The sequence below is a fragment of the Nitrospira defluvii genome (assembly GCF_905220995.1).
Classification (GTDB): domain Bacteria; phylum Nitrospirota; class Nitrospiria; order Nitrospirales; family Nitrospiraceae; genus Nitrospira_A; species Nitrospira_A defluvii_C.
Genome location: NZ_CAJNBJ010000005.1, coordinates 22,414 through 38,847, shown reverse-complemented (window position 1 = coordinate 38,847; position 16,434 = coordinate 22,414). Strand labels below are relative to the sequence as shown.

Genomic DNA, 16,434 nt, shown 5'->3' with positions numbered 1-16,434 from the left:
TGTCTTTCACGAGGCGGTGACTCCTTATTAACCGGTTGATAAAGCCCCCGCCGACCCATTCTTTCCCTCAAAGGAATGTCTGGCTTCCAACAGGGCACGGAGCCGGAAGGAAGAGGCCTGATCGGTGAAAAGCAATAACGAGTCGTTGGCCTCCAGCACAGTGCTGCCGTCCGGGACGAAACACTGCCCCTTCCGCCCGATCAGGATGACGAGCGTGGACTTGGGCAGGCCGAGATCGAGAAGCCGTTGACCGACCGCCACGGACGATTCGGGGATGGTCATTTCGACCAACCCGCTCTTGAGACCGGTTGGCGCATTCCAAACCGGCGAGGCCTCGAGACGCCTCGGCAGCCGCGCTTCCACCTTGAGCCAGCGCGCGACCAGCGGGATCGACGTGCCCTGGAGCAGGACGGATGTTAGAACGATGAAGAACACCAGGTTGAACATCATCGTGGCCTGCGCAATGCCAGCGAGGAGCGGAAACGTGGCAAGAATGACCGGCACGGCTCCGCGCAGACCGACCCAGGCGACCATCGTCTTTTCGCGCAGACTGAGCGCGGTGAACGCCAGTGTCAGGAACACCGCGACCGGACGAGCGACGACCATCAGGAACAGCGCCAGGAGCAGTCCCGTTCCGGCGACGGGCACCAGTTGCACGGGAAACACCTGTAGTCCGAGCGTCAGAAACATGGCGATCTGCATCAGCCACGCCAGTCCGTCATGAAACCGCGTGAGGCTGCGCTTGTGGAGGAACTCGCTGTTGCCCATCATCAGTCCGGCGAGGTACACCGCGAGAAATCCGTTTCCGCCCAGCCAGGCACTGCCGCTGTAGGTCAAGAGGACCAGGGACAAGGTCAATACCGGATAGAGTCCGTCATATTCGAGCCGCAGCCGGTTGATCAGCAACACCATCACCTTGCCGATGCCGTACCCGATGGCGGCGCCGAGCACCATTTGGCGCACAAACATGGGAAGCAAGTCGGTCACCGACGTGGAGGCCCCCGTGAGCAGACTGATCAGCCCGATGGTGAGGAACACTGCCATCGGGTCGTTGCTGCCGGATTCAAGTTCGAGCAGCGGTTTCAACGGGCTGCGAAGACTCACATGCCGTGACCGCATGACGGCGAAGACGGCGGCCGCGTCGGTCGAGGAGACAATGGCGCCGATCAGCAGCCCCTCCAGCCATGACATCCCGAGGATCGTCCTGGCAAACAATCCGACCAGCCCCGCAGTGATCGCCACACCCAGCGTTGAAAGCATCATGCCTTTTCCAAGCTGTGCCCGAACGCTGGCCCACTCCGTATCCATGCCGCCCGCAAACAGAATAAACGCGAGCGCGACCACGCCGAGCGACTGGGCGAGCCAGGGATTATCGAAGTGGATGCCGCCCGGCCCATCGGACCCCGTAAGCATCCCGATGACGAGGAACAACAGCAGGGCGGGAACTCCCAATCGTCCAGACGCCTTGCTGGCGATCACGCTCAGCAGCAGCAACCCCGAAGTCCCGAGAAGCAGATATTCAATAGTGAGCGTCATGAGCTTGTGCGTCGCCTTTCGTGGCGATCACCAGCGGGGAGGAATTGCGAAACGTTTCTAAGGATCAGAACAGGACAACCGGCTCGGCCCAATAGCGCCTCCGCCACACTTCCCAGCAACATTCGGGCCAGTCCTCGTCGACCTTGGGTGCCGGCTGCAATCACGTCGGCCTGCCACTGCGCAGCCAGACGCAGGATGATCTCGACCGGGTCGCCAGGAGCGGACATACTCTCTGCGGCGATGCCGTTCTGCTGTAGCTCCCGGGTGAGGATCCTCAGCTTGCGCAGTCCGACCTTGTGGGCCATCCCCTCATCCGCCGCGTGCACGATACAGACCTGTGCCTTCAGCCGTGCTGCCATCCCGGATACATAGCGCAAGGCCGCATCGGCGCAGGGTGAGAAGTCGGTGGCCACCAGTAACCGATCCAGGCTGACCTTGGCATGATGTCGAAACGAATCTCGCGCCACGACTTCCTGCAACGTCAACACGGGACAGGAGGCTTCCCGCACGACCGCTTGCGCGGTACTGCCGAGCCGCAATCGATCCCATCCGGTGTGTCCGTGTGTTCCCATGACGATGAGCCCCGCATGATAAGCGGCCGCGGACTCCAGGATACAGTCGCTGGGACCGCCGAAGAGCAGGCGAGGTTGTGCATTGATTCCAGCGTCCTTCGCCATGCTCGTCAACCGTCCCAGCTCAAGCAACGCGGAAGTTTTGAGGGAATCCAGAGAGCGGCTCTCAGGGGACACCTGCGATGATTCGGACACAGTCTTGATCACATGGACAATTTCCAGTTTGACGCCGTATACGTTTGCAAGTTTCAAGGCGTAGTTAAACGCCCGCCGAGCCGGTTGCTGAAAGTCGGTGGGCAACAACACGCAGCCCGTTGTCCTCCTCGACGCCATTCGCATTCTTTTCCCCATTATGATGAACCATTCTTCCTGGCCGCCGCTTTTCTGCGGGCAGCGATCATTTCACCAGGCGCTGTTCGATCGCCAAGACCGCTTCCGTGGTGCGTACGACGGCATCCGGATTGAGCGAAATGCTGTCGATGCCTTCCTCGACCAGGAACCGAGTGAACTCCGGATAGTCGCTGGGCGCCTGCCCGCAGATGCCGATCTTCCGACCTGTGGTCTTGGTGGCGCGAATCGCCATTGAGATCATCCGGGTGACGGCCGGATTGCGCTCGTCAAACAGCGGGGCCACGAGGTCAGAGTCCCGATCCACTCCCAAGGTCAGTTGCGTCAGATCGTTCGAGCCGATGGAGAATCCATCGCACAACTCCGCGAACTCTTCGGCGAGGATGACGTTGCTAGGAATTTCGCACATGAGGTACACCTCCAAACCGCGCTCGCCGCGCCGTAATCCGTGCCGCGCCATTTCGCCGAGCACCCGCCGGCACTCGTCAATCGTCCGGCAGAAGGGGATCATGATCTTGACGTTGATCAGGCCCATCGTCTCCCGCACGTCACGCAATGCACGGCATTCCAGGGCAAAGCCTGCCTGGTAGCGTGCATCGTAGTAGCGGGAGGCGCCCCGGAAACCCAGCATGGGGTTCTCTTCGTTCGGTTCGTACCGACGGCCACCAATCAGGTTGGCATACTCGTTTGATTTGAAGTCGCTGAGCCGGACGATCACGTCCTTCGGATAGAAGGCTGCCGCGATCATGCTTACCCCTTGTGCCAGCTTGTCCACAAAGAACTGCGCTTTGTCGTGATAACCCAGCGTGATCCGGTCGATCTCGGCCTTCACGGATGGATCGTCGAGACGTTCATAATCGAGCAGGGCAAGCGGATGGGCTTTGACGGAGTTGGCGATGATGAATTCCTCGCGGGCCAGCCCGACCCCGTCGTTGGGGAGAAATGACAGGCGAAAGGCTTCTTCCGGATTGGCCACATTCATCATGATCGCGGTCTTGGGGCGGCGCAGGTCTTTGAGGCTCACCCGGTCGACCTCGACCGGCAACCGGCCCTCGTACACATATCCGGTCTCGCCCTCGGCGCATGAGACCGTGACGACCTGGCCGTCTATCAAGCGTTCCGTCGCGGCCTCCGCCCCCACAATGGCCGGCAGGCCCAATTCGCGACTCACGATCGCAGCATGGCAGGTCCGGCCTCCACGATTCGTGACGATAGCCGCGGCCCGTTTCATGATGGGCACCCAATCGGGGTCGGTCTTATCAGTCACCAGCACGTCGCCCTCACGAAAGTCCTGCATCTGCTGAACCTGCTTGATGACCCGGACCGTCCCCTGGCCGATTCTGCCGCCCACGCTGCGCCCGCTGACGAGCACGCGGCCGCGCTGGGTGAGGCGATAGGTTTCGATCACATCGAGATCCCTCTGCGACTGCACCGTCTCGGGCCTTGCCTGCACAATGAAGAGTGCGCCGGTGCGCCCGTCCTTGGCCCACTCCATATCCATCGGACTGGCGACGCCGCGTTTGGCGCGATAGTGGTCTTCGATCACGCACGCCCAACGGGCAAGCGTGAGGATTTCATCGTCCGTAATGGCGAATCTCGCCCGGTCGTCGGGAGGCACCGGCACATTCTTCACCATCTTGTTCCCGCCCGCATCGTAAATCAGTTTGAACTCCTTACTGCCCAGGCGTTTACTTAAGATAGGGCGGTAACCATCCTTGAGCGTCGGCTTGAAGACATAGAATTCATCGGGGTTCACCGAGCCCTGCACGACGTTCTCACCGAGACCGTAGGAAGCATTGATCAAGACGGCCTGCTCGAACCCCGTCTCCGTATCGATGGAGAACATGACGCCGGCGGCGGCGAGGTCCGAGCGGACCATGCGCTGGACCCCGATGGAGAGGGCAATCTTCCGATGATCGAAGCCTTTCTCGACCCGATAGGCGATCGCGCGGTCGGTAAACAAGGACGCGAAACACCGCTTGCAGGTGTCGAGCAGCGCCAGCGGCCCCTGCACGTTCAGGTAGGTCTCCTGCTGCCCCGCGAAACTGGCATCCGGCAGATCCTCCGCGGTGGCGCTGCTCCGCACGGCGACATCGACCGGCTCCTGGGCTCCCTCGCCCAACCGGGCGTAGGCCGCGAGGATCTCACGCGCGAGCGCGTCCGGCAAGGTCGCCGCGAGCATGGCTTGGCGGATGCGACTGCCCCGCCGGCGGAGGTTGTCCAGATCCCGCGCATCCAAGTCCTTCAAGGCATCCGAAATGACCGCCTCAAGTCCGGCCTCGCGGACAAACTCCCGATAGGCCTGCGCCGTAATTGCAAACCCGTTCGGGACCTTGACTCCTTGGGCGGCCAACTCCCGATACATTTCCCCCAATGATGCGTTCTTGCCCCCGACGACCGGCACATCCTCGATGCCGATGTCTTCGAACCAGCGCACCAGCACACCCGGTGAAACGAGACGAGCCATCATGATTTCCACCTCACTTCGTTCAGTCCCAGATTCCTCAGCGTTCCCTTCATGGCGACCGCCGCGCCGAACAGCAGCAATGCCGCCGAATAATAGACCCACAGCGGAAAGAGCACCATTACCAGAAACGAGCCGTACATGAGACTGTAGATAGACAGCGTCTGCAGATACAGACTGAAGATGTGCTTGGCCGCTTCCCACAGGAGCGTCAGCGTGATCCCTCCGATGGCGGCCTCCCGCCATGCCGGGAGGCTTCTCGGCACATAGCGATAGAGGCCCGTCGAAACGGCGAAGACGAGCACAAACGGCAGCAGATAGGAGAGCATAAAATGGTTCACGAGCAGCTCCTCAAAGTTGAGATTGCCGATCCGGGAGGCCTGATGAAGCAGCATACGAAAAATCTGCGTCACGAGAAACGAGAGCGTGAAGAACAATCCGACGACTCCGAGCAGCCCGACGGCTATGGCAGTGGTGCCCAAGGCATGCCGCAAATGGGCGGTGCCAAAGACAATGTTCACGGCGTCGTCCACTTCGTAAAACACCAGCAACCCGAACCAGACAAAGGAGATCCCGGCTACCCAGCGCACGGTGTCTTCCCCCGCCACCCCCCCTACCTCCATGGCCAATTGATCGCCCAACTCCGGCATGAAGCCCTGCAGTAGCTCAAGCAAATACTCATGCCCCTTCATCTGGTGGCGTAGTCCGCCGGCCAGCGAGAGCAGCAAAAACACCAGCGGAAAAAACGACAGCAGGGAGAAGAACGCGAGCGACGCGGCCAACGTCGTGCAGCCATGATGCCAAAAGTTCCACGCCGCTCCTTGAAACGCTCGGAGGACGGACATCGTGCGAGTCGCCTGGGCAGGGAACTGGAGCGTCTCCTCCATTGGCACCTTTCACTGGGTGGGACCCGATGGGCTGTGCCCGGCATACGCATGGTCGATCCACGTTCTGCATCGAGACGATTGACCGATCCTGCCTGCATGCGGTCCTGCCCTGGGTGTCTTCTCCCCCCTCCCTGTACCGAACGTGTGATGCACGCTCACCCCTCCACCTCTGGAATGATCACGCCGTGCGGGCTTCGTTGCCCATCGAGCGCCTGGATTTCTTCCGCGCTCAGGAGCCGCGCTCGCGGCACCTCCAGCAATTCGGCCGCTTCAGCCAGCACGTGTGCCCAGCTACAGCGGTTGAGGAAAAACAGCCCCGACGTGTTCAAGGTCCCACCCTGATTGGTGTACCCCAGTCCTCTCGTGCGCGGTCCCGTATGGAGCGGCCCGACGACGCCGAGAATCGCTTCCGGCCTCGTATGAGTCAGGAACACACGCGCGTGAATCGTGGAGGGAAACAATCGTTCAACCAGTGCCGGCGACGCCTGATGCGCCCGTTCTCCCTCGTGGCGTGGATGACGAAAGCGGCCCGGCTCAAGCAGGTACGCGACGACATGCGGCACCTCACGTTCACGCAAGCGCCGCGCGGCGGTCAGGGTCTCACCGAGTTGATAGGCCCCGACCGCCGTGAGGACGATCCGCGCGCGATCCGGTTCATAGCTCGCCCAGTCCAATCGCATACCGCCGTCGCCGACGAGACATCTGGCTTCGGCGTCCGTGAACAGATCCGGAATCACGTCCGCTTTCGGCACCACGAGGGTCCAGAGCTGTCCCTGCGTCCGATAGACCTGCTCCATGACGGCCGCGGCACTGTTGAAGTCGGCCGGAAAGACCACGCGCGAGATGTGCGACGACTCACCCAACATCGCTTCGGCCATGCTGGGATCTTGGTGAGATTGCTCATTCTTGCCGTTCTCCCAGGTATGGGACGTCAGAATCAACGAGATGGACAGCCACTGTTGCGGGCGACCGGCTTCCTGACAATGGTTGGCAAAGATGATTTCTTGTCGGATCGCTCCATGCATCTTGCTCCCGAAGGCTTCGTAGGTATGGATCAGATTGATCCCGCCCTTGTTGGCCAGAGCGGCCGATGCAACAGCCTCTTCGTTCAACGCGGTGATCACTCCGCCCTGTACGGATTCAGGAATCCCGGGCTCGGGGTCCGTCACCCGAAACTTCAACAGCTCCAGCGTCCTGAGCAATCGGTTCGAGCGCATCTCGTCGGGATTGCCGACGCGAGGGCGCAGATGCGGATTCGCGTGCACCAGCGCGGCAAACACCTCATCGACCGCCGCCATCGGGGACGTTCTGGTCCAGCAATCCGGATGAGGCCTCCCCTCCACCGACACGGACCGGAACGGTGGCGAAGGATGTTCGTCCACGGAGGCCGAGCGATGCGCCAAGGCGTGGTCGCGTTCCAGCGGACGGCCAGCGTTCTTATGGTGCTGAACTGCGCTGACGGCATCGCCAAGTTCCGTCGAAGCCACCCACAGTCGCTTCGCGCCTTCATTGAACAGCGCTGCCGCCCGCGCGTCCATGCGCGGGTTCGCCATCAACGGCAGATTATGCGCCAGGTTCGTGCCTTCTCCGGGAAAGCCGGCTCCCTTCGGCGCGAGCGCAATGCCGTAAGGCAAGCGAATCGGGTACGTGCTCTGTCCCGATCGGATTGCTTCGACCGCTTCCTCAATCCGGCGTTCCATCTCGACAATCGCCCACAGGAACGCCGCGGGATCGCGCCCGTCGAAAAGGATCGGGTCGAACCCGTTCAGTGTCAGGTGGTCGCTGAACCAGGCCGCGCCGCCCTGTTGGGACATGGTTGTGCGTTGATCGATCCGCCGCCCGTTCTTGATCATGATCGGCATGACGAGACCGGAATCCTCGGCGCGCCACCAGCGCGGCGCCCAATCGCTGCCCCGTTGATCTTCGAATGCACCATCGGAGAGGAACGCCACGAGTCGTTCGCCTGGCAAGGGCATATGGACGTACTGCAACTCGGCAAAGCCCAGATAGCCGCCCTCCGCCAGCCCTCCCGCCGTGTGAGCGTTCACATGACTGCCCAGCGGAGAGTCTTGACGGCCATCCTCCCGAAGGCGATAGGCATAGAAATCTCGCACGTAGCGGGTCAGCCCTTCATCGTTGACGGAATACCTGGCCGCATGCGCCTCCGTCATGTTGCCGACCAACAGATTCAGCGAGTCCACGGCCGCCACGCAGTGCCCCTGTCCCATCAGCCAGGCACGTGTGTGGCCGGTCAGGACGTTGGCGGCCAGATACGCGGCGTAGGCAGGCACCATGTTGAGCGAGCCGCCGGTATGGCCATCGGGTTGGACCTTGAAATCTTCGACGTCCAACGGACGACCGTCCAGATACACGTTCCTCGCATACGTCTGATGCACAACCATCCAGAGTCCTGCGCTCGTGAGTCGATCCAACGAGGCCAGCAACTCGTAGAACGCGACTCCGTCTCCCTGTCGGGCCTGATCCGCGAGCCTGGTCGCGAGGTCGTGGATCCGCGCCTGGGTCTCATCGGTATGGCGGATGACGCCATAGCCCTGCGCCCAACAGGCGAACTGGGGATCGTCGTGGCGATATTGCGCGGCTTGCTGCGCCAGCTGATGGTCATCTCGGTCGTAGTCGGTGTTCATATTGCTCCTTTGCCAGGTTTCGGTGTGTCGTGGTGATGATTGGCCTCGCACAGACATCGCACGGTTTCACGCGCGATCCAGGTTTCTTCGTCGGCAGCCACGACGTAGGTGTCCGCTTTGGCACCGTCCCGGCTGATGCGGGCCGCACTGCCCGACGCCAGGGCCACGGTCTTATCGTTCAGGTCCCGGTCCAACACAAGCCCGCACCAGGCCATCCCGTCGCAGACGCGGGCACGGATTTCAGCGGAATGTTCGCCGATGCCTCCGCCGAACACCACCGCGTCCGCGCCGCCAAGGACCGCCAGGTAGGCGCCGATATATTTGCGCACTCTGTAGCAAAAGACCTCGAGGGCGAACCCGGCGCGCGCCTCTCCCCGCTGCTCAGCCGCCAGCAAATCCCGCACATCGTGCGACAAGCCCGACAGGCCCAAGAGACCGGACCGTTCGTTGAGCCACTGCTCGATCTGCTCCACCGACGCCCGTTCCCGGCGAGACAAATAGCCCACGATCGCCGGATCGAGGTCACCGGAGCGCGTGCCCATCACCAAGCCTTCCAACGGGGTAAACCCCATGGAGGTATCCACCGATCGGCCTCCCTGGATCGCCGCGGCGGAGCACCCGTTCCCGAGATGCAGCGTGATGGCGCGAACGGTGTCCACCGATCGTCCCGTCTGCGTCGCATAGCCATGCACGAGCGAGGCATGGGCGATCCCGTGGAACCCATAGCGCCGGATGCGATACTGCGCCGCCAGGTCCTGTGGAAGCGCGTAGGTGGCGGGTACTCCGGCATCGTACAGAAAAACGCCGTCTCGAACACCGCCACCATGGGCATCTCGTGCCCCAGCACCATCCGCGCAGCGTTGATCCCGAATAAACATGCCGGGTTGTGCAACGGCGCCGGCTCGCTGAGCTGCTCGATCTCAGCCGTGACGGTCGCGTCGATGCGGACGGGTTGCTGAAAGTTGGCGCCCCCATGAACCACGCGATGGCCGACGGCCACGACATCACACCGCTTGCAACGGTCGAGCGCCCACCGAACAGCCTGGTCGTGGTTGCGAATGTCCTGCTGGAGTTCCGAGTCCGACAGGGAACCGTGAGCCGGCCGCAGCCTCGCCTCACCGCCGATGCGATCCACCATTCCGCTGATCATGGTGGTCGACGTCTCATCGCGGATGTCTACCACCCGGAATTTCAGGCTTGAACTGCCGCAGTTCAACACGAGGACACGCACGCGGTAAGCCCTTTCTCCCGAACGCGCTGAGGCTGCCTCGGATAACCCGTAGAGGCACATAGCTCCGGATCAGAGGGACGGTGTTCCGCTAAGCAAGCGTGTGGAGCTAGGGCCCTTTCCGTTCACGAAGCGCGAGTTGCCCCTGACGGGCTAAGTCGATCGACATCCCTAACACGCGGGCCGCTTCCTGCGGCGCGTGGAAGCCGGTGGAGTTTTCCGCCTCGACGAAATCCAACAGGAATTGGGCCTGGCGCTGAAACCCTTGGGCGGCGGAGATGTCGGCGACTGTCTCTCCGCGTTGGCGCGCTCCCTTTAGGTCGCTGATCAAGGCCACCACTGCGTCCATGGCTCGATTTCTCAGCTCGAACGTCCGGTGCTGGACGGTCTCGACCCGCGCTTTGAGTTCAGCCTCCGGCCATTTGTGGCACGTTTGGCAGGCGCGGTTGATGTTGAGGAGCGGGCTGCGCACATGGTGATCGCTGACCTTCATCGCGCCTTCACGTTTGTAGGGCATATGGCAGTCGGCACAGGACACACCCGAGCGGGCGTGAATCCCCTGGCTCCATAGTTCGAATTCCGGATGCTGAGCCTTGAGCGTCGGCGCGCCGCTGTCGGCGTGGGTCCAGTCCTTGAACCGGGTCTCTTCGTAGTACGTGAGCATCTCATCGGCGCGCAGACCGTTCGCCCAGGGAAAAGTCAAGCGCTTCTCCGGGCCCTTGAAGTAATACTCCACATGGCACTGGCCGCAGACAAATGCGCGCATCTCCTGACGGGTGGCCATGGTATTGGGATCGTAGTTCTTGATGCCGTCGCGCGCCTTGAGCGCGCGGATGCCTTCGATAAAGGCCGGTCTGGTGATGCGAAGCTGCATTGTGTCCGGTGCATGGCAGTCGAGGCACGTGACGGGATGATTCACGAGCTTTCTCGCCTCGGCATACGGCAACTGGTTCATCTTCTCAAACCCCTTCATCAGGTCGCCCTCTCCGAGGGTCATCATGGGCGCATAGGCGGACGAATGACACTGGAGACAGGTGCCCGGCTGCGGCACGACAGCCTGTCGTCCGGTATAGGCCTGGTCTTCCAACATGAAGGCGTGGCCGCGCTCCTCGCGGAAATCATGGGCGAATGCATAGCCGGCCCACAGGGTTTTCAGTCGCGGGTCTTCTTCGATCTTCGACTGGGCGACCACCGAGCGGGGATCAGCATCCGTGGGCGTGCGCGGCACCGCTTCGCTCCCGCCGAAGCGCGTGCGCACTTGATCGACCGTCCGGCGGTATGCATCGAATTGAAACGGAAAGTTCTTGCCCCACTCTGCCGGGTCCTCGGTCCGATCGGTCAACTCAACGACGCGGACGAACGTGTTCTTGGCCTCCTGCTGGCGCTGGAAAATGTTTACCAGGAGCGCGGCCAGGGCAAAGACGACACCCGCCGCGATTAGCACAAGAAATACAAGCTTCGGCGAGATTCGGCCCTTCTCATTCATGACGCCCCCGCTCCTTACTGGTGCCCGACATTGTGATGACAGCGGACACAGGACAGCTGTCCCGCGCGGTCATCCGACACATTGATGGCCTGCACGATCTCCGCGTGACACTTCATGCAGGCCTGATCGGCGATGGCCCGCATGTGCGGCTTGATCTGAATCTCGTCCGGAAATCGTCCCGCGGTAAAAGCCGCCGCATGAAGAAACCCGTTGAACGCTTTCGAGGCATATTTGGGAACGAACCCCTCAGGCGTGTGGCAATCGTTACAGACCGCGACCGTCCGATGACTCGATTTGACCCACCCGTCATACTGTGGATTCATCACATGACAGTTGACACAGGCCTTGGGATCATCGGTGAGGTACGACGCTCCTCGGGCGTATACGAAGGTGTACAATCCGATCCCCACGACGCAACCAAGAGCGGCGGCGAGGAACCATCCGGCGGCACCCGGCGAAGCCTGTTGAGGGAAAGGAGTCATGCGGCGACCGTCCATCTCCATTTCGATAAGTGTCCTTCCGCAACAGCGGCGCGGGAGCTCACCTGCCCGGTCTGGTTATCGTCTTTCCTTCTCCGGATTTCGCTCACATCAGCCTTCCCCGCACCTATCGTAGGAACAAATTGCCCCATGTTCGGACGCAACTCCTCATCTGATCGGATGTGACGCTCAGTCCTGCATCAAACTTCACATTGGCAACTTCCATGCCTCCACGAGCCACCTGTACACATTCGGCTTACTAGGCTTCACTTACAGTGAAACGACGTGCCTTTACTTCTCACGCTCCTGCTCCCTTCACCCTGGTCGTTTGCTCTGTCGCAATACACCACATGGTTAAGAGGCCGGCTGTGGATGTTTGCCTCCTTCGGCTCGTTTGATGTCTATCCACCGGCCCATGATTGTCATCGCATGCGCCCGGCATCGGCGGGCGCTCTTAACGCGCGAGTTTGTTGTGCGCATCCAGCGCGGCCACCTTGTAGCATCCGCCAAGGTCGGATAGTTACAGGCCGTGGTGAGGAAATAATCCAGGCCGCCTTGCAGCCTCAAGACAGCCTGACCAATATGGATTAACTCCGTCGCGCCGGTCCCGATCAGATGTACCCCAAGAAGACGCCGGTCCTCCCGATAGAAGAGCATCTTCAAGAGGTCGCTGTTGCCAGAATTGATCGGCGCCGTCGTTTGCAGCAGTGGGACGCTCGGCGCCATGAGGGCCAGGGTCGGCGATGTCCGTCCTACAGCGTGGCCGCCACACGATGCGCGCCGTGCCCGAGTGGGCGTTCGACGCCCACTCGGGCTCTTCCTTTTGGCCGGCGCCTCCTTAGGAGCCTCTGGCCTGAAACGGATCTGGGAGTCGCCATCGTGACCCCCCGTTAGGCAAACACCGGCACCTGCCGTGCAAGCTCCGGAACCGGGTGTGGGGCGAACGGCCGATCAAGGCAGTCCAAAGGAAACGCCGGAGTCTTGCCGATACGGCGAATCGTTTCTGCGATCCGTTCCGGCTTGCCCCAGTCGCTCCACAGCACACCGGCCAGTTCCATGACCGCCACATGGTCCGGCAGCCGTTGCAGGAGGTGCGAAGAAAAGTTATAGGCCGGCATCTCCTGATAGACCCCCTCCAACGCCGCGCATTCGCCCGGACGGTCCCAGGCGGACGCCAGCCGCTCAAAGAGGGGCATCATGTCGGGGAAACAGGCATACCCGGCTTGCCACAACGTGTCCGCCTTGGCGGCAAGGACCAGCGTGTTCCACAAGGCTCCCCCCCGGAGTGCCGCATCCGCTAGCTCAGCCGATGGCTTTTCGAGGAATGACGACATCGCATGGACCGGATGACCCGGCGCCCCGGTCAATGCCGGGCCACGTTCAATCCATCCGTACTCAGTCTCCAACCGATCCGGCTGAACGCCCAACAAGAGCATCTGATCCGGGGTGGCGTCGACAGACGCGATCGCGTGGCGCACGGTATCGAGAAATCGGTGTTCCGGAAAAATGAAGTGATCCGACGGATGCACCACAACCGTCGCTTGAGGATGGCGCCCCCATACGTAGGACAGCGGCAGGAACACACCCGCCGCCGTATCGCGGTTGGCGGGTTGCAACAGGAGTTTGCCAATCGGCCGGCCGCGCAATTGGGATTCCACATCGGGCCGATGGTGGCGAGCCGCGACAACGACGGCGCAGTCCGCCGGCGAGAGCTGCGTAACACGGTCCACCGTGTGTTGAAACATTGACCGGGTCCCGACGAAGGCGCAATATTGCTTCGGTCGAGGCCGCCCCAACCATCGCTGCACCAGAGGCTTGACCCGTTCCCCTTCCCCGCCGGCCAACACGATATTCGACACCATCCGACCCGCATCTCTTTGATCGGTCATGATCGTCGTCCTTTCCCTGGCGCTTCCGCCGGTTTGTTGTGTCTGGTCACCTGAGCCGTGACTGGAGATGGCCGGATCACTCGTCGCTATCGACGCCGGGGCCGCGCCACGGCCACAGTTCCCTCTGGTCCGGCTCGTCGATTGGCCATCACCGTTGCATCGATCCACTCGCCGCAATTCACGCAACGCCGCGAGAGCAATATACCTTCATCGAGGATGCTCGGCAGCACACCATCAATACAGACTGGCACCATGAGCCCGTGGCCACGTGGGCAGATGTGCTGCCCGGTTGCCCCTGTAGACTCAGATTGCGTTCGGCTCATCGGGATCGTACCGCCTCGACCTCCACTGCTCCGCAAGCTGGGCTGGCACGCGCCGTTGAATTCATGGCCGCGTCCCTCGCGACACCGGGCGACTGCCTGTTTCACCGCTCCCTCTTTCTAGTCGTTGATCGGTCATCAAGGTCGGTTCCGAAATTCGATCGCATCCGCCGTGCCGGCCGACTTTACCAGCGCCACACCGGGATGCCTGCGCCTCCCACACATGTTTTGGGATCTGGCCCGGCCTGACGTAAACATCAAAGTGCAAGCTGGTAGTGGTGCGTGAACTAGCCACTCTCCCTTCCACGCGCTCCCAATTGAGACGCCCCGCGTTGTGTGAACCCGGCGACAGACCGTCACGATGAGTGGTTATCGAGCCCGTCCCATGGAGTTGTCCTTCATTTACGACCACAGGCGGCCGGCCCTGCAGGGGCGGTAAACCAACCCGATGGTCTATCTCTGCCCACGCGGGCGCCACGAAGAGGACAACACCGAGCCCCAGCGGAGACAGAATCCTCAATCGTTGCGTCGTGACCATGATGGGGCCTCCTGTTCGGTTGTGGATTCCTTTCTCTCTCGACAGCCCCACGATAGCAATCAATCGCCGCATTGAAAAATAGATAATTCACGCTAGAGCCATCGGTTATTTCGATGTATACTCTCCAGCCATGGAATGGCTGAACTATCACCATCTCTTGTATTTCTGGTCGGTCGCTAAACACGGAAGCGTGCGCAAAGCCTGTGAAGAGCTCCGTCTGGCTCAACCGACCATCAGCGCGCAGATACGGGTCTTGGAAGAAGCTCTGGGCGAACGGTTGTTCGCTCGATCGGGGCGACACTTAATCCTGACGGAGATGGGGAGAGTCGTATTCGGCTACGCAGAAGATATCTTTTCCCTGGGACAAGACTTGATGAACACGGTCAAAGGCCGTAGCGGCGGGCGATCCATGCGCCTTACCGTCGGTATCGCCGATGCGGTGCCGAAGCTGCTCGCTACCCGGATTCTGAAGCCCGCGTTCACGCTCTCCTACCTCGCACGCATCGTCTGCTTGGAAGGCACACTGGACCGGCTCTTGGCCGACCTCGCGATTCACAGGCTGGATCTCGTCATCGGCGACACGCAGGCGCCTTCGACCGTCAACGTCCAAGCCTATAGCCACTTGATGGGGGAATCCACCATCACTCTCTTTGCCACAGCGAAGCTCGCAACGCGCTATCGCCGGAACTTCCCGCAGTCATTGGAAGGTGCCCCGTTCTTATTGCCGACCTCTCACGCGACACTCCGCCGGCTCTTAGATACCTGGCTGGTTCGCAAGGAACTTCACCCCAACATCATCGGAGAATTTGAAGATAGCGCGACCTTGAAGGCGATCGGTCACGATGGGTACGGGATTTTTCCGGGCTCGACCGTCATGGAGAAGGAAATCTGCCGGCAGTATCAGGTGCGCATGCTGGGCCGAGTGGATGGCGTCAAACAGCGTTTTTACGCGATCACGGTGGAGCGTAAGCTGGAGCATCCCGCTGTGCGAACGATCTTCGAGGCAGCACGCCGGGAACTCCTGACCTAGGACCCCTGAACAACGGACGATGGTATGCGCCTCGATAGACCCCGCGCCCTATTCTGACCATCCAGTCCACGGACCGTGCGGTCGCGGCTCATGAAGTGCTCCGTGCATGGAGGTTCTGGCCCCGTGGGGGCGCTGTGAACCGGTGGGTCATAAAGGGGCGCAGGCGTGAGTATTGATTTGATACGGCACGGGTTCGGACATCGGGAAACGCATCACGCTGGCACACGATCCCCTCGGAATGATGCGGTCGCGAAGGTACGAGGTCAGTGATGCGAATGGCGACAGCGCAACTGCATTCACTCGGAATCTGTGCCACGCACAGTGGTTGCGTGAGGGTCGAGTCGCGATCCGCATGAGTCTGCACGGGAACCAACGTACGGGCGTGAGACTACTGGGGGATGACCTGGCGGGGTGAGAAAAAGCGATTCTCCGTCATCGGATTTCCACGGCGGACACGATCATGAACGATAGAGCGACGCATGGGCGATCCCGTGGATCCCATAGCGCCGGATGCGATACTGCGCGGCCAGGCCCTGTGGGATCGCATAGATGGCCGCTCGCTCCGGCATCCTGCGGTGAAAGGCCGTGTCGAAGACCGCCACCATGGGCACATCGAAACCCAGTACGCGCTGGGCAGCGGTGATCCCAGCCAGACACGCCGGGTTGTGCAACGGCGCCAGCTTGCCGAGCTGCTCGATCTCAGCCGTGACGGTCGCGTCGATGCGGACGGGTTGCTGAAAGTTGGCGCCCCCATGAACCACGCGATGGCCGACGGCCTCGACCGCACACCGCTGGCAACGGTCGAGCACCCACCGAACAGCCTGGTCGTGGTTGCGAATGTCCGACCGGACTTCCGCGTCCGACAGGGAACCGTGAGCCGGCCGCAGCCTCGCCTCACCGCCGATGCGATCCACCATTCCGCTGATCATGGTGGTCGACGTCTCATCGCGGATGTCTACCACCCGGAATTTCAGGCTTGAACTGCCGCAGTTCAGGACGAGCACCTACATAG

11 protein-coding genes and 2 pseudogenes are annotated in these 16,434 nt (G+C 61.4%); 1 reads left to right on the top strand and 12 read right to left on the bottom strand.

The window, feature by feature from the left end; all coding sequences use genetic code 11:
* Positions 1-27 precede the first annotated feature (27 nt).
* From KJA79_RS10425 to KJA79_RS10375, 11 genes and pseudogenes are all read right to left on the bottom strand, one after another.
* Positions 28-1,536, bottom strand: a complete 1,509-nt coding sequence (locus KJA79_RS10425) for a potassium/proton antiporter (protein WP_213041983.1) — start codon at positions 1,534-1,536, stop codon at positions 28-30.
* Positions 1,533-2,414, bottom strand: coding sequence for a universal stress protein (locus tag KJA79_RS10420; RefSeq protein WP_213041982.1), 882 nt, complete (start codon positions 2,412-2,414; stop codon positions 1,533-1,535). The genes KJA79_RS10425 and KJA79_RS10420 overlap by 4 nt, the downstream gene beginning before the upstream one ends.
* Positions 2,415-2,505: 91 nt before the next feature.
* Positions 2,506-4,926, bottom strand: a complete 2,421-nt coding sequence (gene ppsA / locus KJA79_RS10415) for a phosphoenolpyruvate synthase (protein WP_246507569.1) — start codon at positions 4,924-4,926, stop codon at positions 2,506-2,508.
* Positions 4,923-5,807 carry a YihY/virulence factor BrkB family protein gene (locus tag KJA79_RS10410; protein WP_213041981.1) on the bottom strand — a complete coding sequence of 295 codons (885 nt, stop codon included), beginning with the start codon at positions 5,805-5,807 and terminating at the stop codon, positions 4,923-4,925. The genes ppsA and KJA79_RS10410 overlap by 4 nt, the downstream gene beginning before the upstream one ends.
* Before the next feature lie 155 nt (positions 5,808-5,962).
* Positions 5,963-8,452: a phosphoketolase family protein gene (locus KJA79_RS10405; RefSeq protein ID WP_213041980.1), complete on the bottom strand. Its 2,490-nt coding sequence runs from the start codon at positions 8,450-8,452 to the stop codon at positions 5,963-5,965.
* On the bottom strand, positions 8,449-9,330 hold the full coding sequence (locus KJA79_RS10400; RefSeq protein ID WP_213041979.1) for a hypothetical protein: 882 nt from the start codon (positions 9,328-9,330) through the stop codon (positions 8,449-8,451). The genes KJA79_RS10405 and KJA79_RS10400 overlap by 4 nt, the downstream gene beginning before the upstream one ends.
* Positions 9,294-9,743: pseudogene (locus KJA79_RS23165) on the bottom strand (hypothetical protein); the annotation flags it as partial. The gene KJA79_RS10400 and the pseudogene KJA79_RS23165, both read right to left, overlap by 37 nt.
* A 46-nt stretch (positions 9,744-9,789) precedes the next feature.
* Complete coding sequence (locus tag KJA79_RS10390; RefSeq protein ID WP_213041978.1) at positions 9,790-11,166, bottom strand: ammonia-forming cytochrome c nitrite reductase subunit c552; 1,377 nt, start codon at positions 11,164-11,166, stop codon at positions 9,790-9,792.
* A 14-nt stretch (positions 11,167-11,180) separates the two neighbouring features.
* Entirely contained in the window at positions 11,181-11,648 is a 468-nt protein-coding gene (nrfH, locus tag KJA79_RS10385) for a cytochrome c nitrite reductase small subunit (RefSeq protein WP_213041977.1), read from the bottom strand.
* Positions 11,649-12,099: 451 nt separating this feature from the next.
* Positions 12,100-12,320, bottom strand: a pseudogene (locus KJA79_RS23160) (Si-specific NAD(P)(+) transhydrogenase); the annotation flags it as partial.
* 215 nt (positions 12,321-12,535) lie between these two features.
* Positions 12,536-13,534, bottom strand: coding sequence for a sugar phosphate nucleotidyltransferase (locus KJA79_RS10375; protein WP_213041975.1), 999 nt, complete (start codon positions 13,532-13,534; stop codon positions 12,536-12,538).
* A gap of 988 nt (positions 13,535-14,522) precedes the next feature.
* On the opposite strand from KJA79_RS10375, the gene nhaR reads away from it, so the two are divergent.
* Positions 14,523-15,422: a transcriptional activator NhaR gene (nhaR, locus tag KJA79_RS10370; protein WP_213041974.1), complete on the top strand. Its 900-nt coding sequence runs from the start codon at positions 14,523-14,525 to the stop codon at positions 15,420-15,422.
* Between the two features lie 458 nt (positions 15,423-15,880).
* Here the strand turns inward: nhaR and KJA79_RS10365 are convergent, their stop codons facing one another.
* Positions 15,881-16,426, bottom strand: coding sequence for a hypothetical protein (locus KJA79_RS10365; protein ID WP_213041973.1), 546 nt, complete (start codon positions 16,424-16,426; stop codon positions 15,881-15,883).
* Between the last annotated feature and the right edge of the window lie 8 nt (positions 16,427-16,434).

Coding starts and splice junctions, on each gene's coding strand:
- KJA79_RS10425 (WP_213041983.1), bottom strand. CDS start 1,536: ATGACGCTCACTATTGAATATCTGCTTCTCGGGACTTCGGGGTTGCTG.
- ppsA (WP_246507569.1), bottom strand. CDS start 4,926: ATGATGGCTCGTCTCGTTTCACCGGGTGTGCTGGTGCGCTGGTTCGAA.
- KJA79_RS10410 (WP_213041981.1), bottom strand. CDS start 5,807: ATGGAGGAGACGCTCCAGTTCCCTGCCCAGGCGACTCGCACGATGTCC.
- KJA79_RS10405 (WP_213041980.1), bottom strand. CDS start 8,452: ATGAACACCGACTACGACCGAGATGACCATCAGCTGGCGCAGCAAGCC.
- KJA79_RS10400 (WP_213041979.1), bottom strand. CDS start 9,330: ATGTTTATTCGGGATCAACGCTGCGCGGATGGTGCTGGGGCACGAGAT.
- KJA79_RS10390 (WP_213041978.1), bottom strand. CDS start 11,166: ATGAATGAGAAGGGCCGAATCTCGCCGAAGCTTGTATTTCTTGTGCTA.
- nrfH (WP_213041977.1), bottom strand. CDS start 11,648: ATGACTCCTTTCCCTCAACAGGCTTCGCCGGGTGCCGCCGGATGGTTC.
- KJA79_RS10375 (WP_213041975.1), bottom strand. CDS start 13,534: ATGACCGATCAAAGAGATGCGGGTCGGATGGTGTCGAATATCGTGTTG.
- nhaR (WP_213041974.1), top strand. CDS start 14,523: ATGGAATGGCTGAACTATCACCATCTCTTGTATTTCTGGTCGGTCGCT.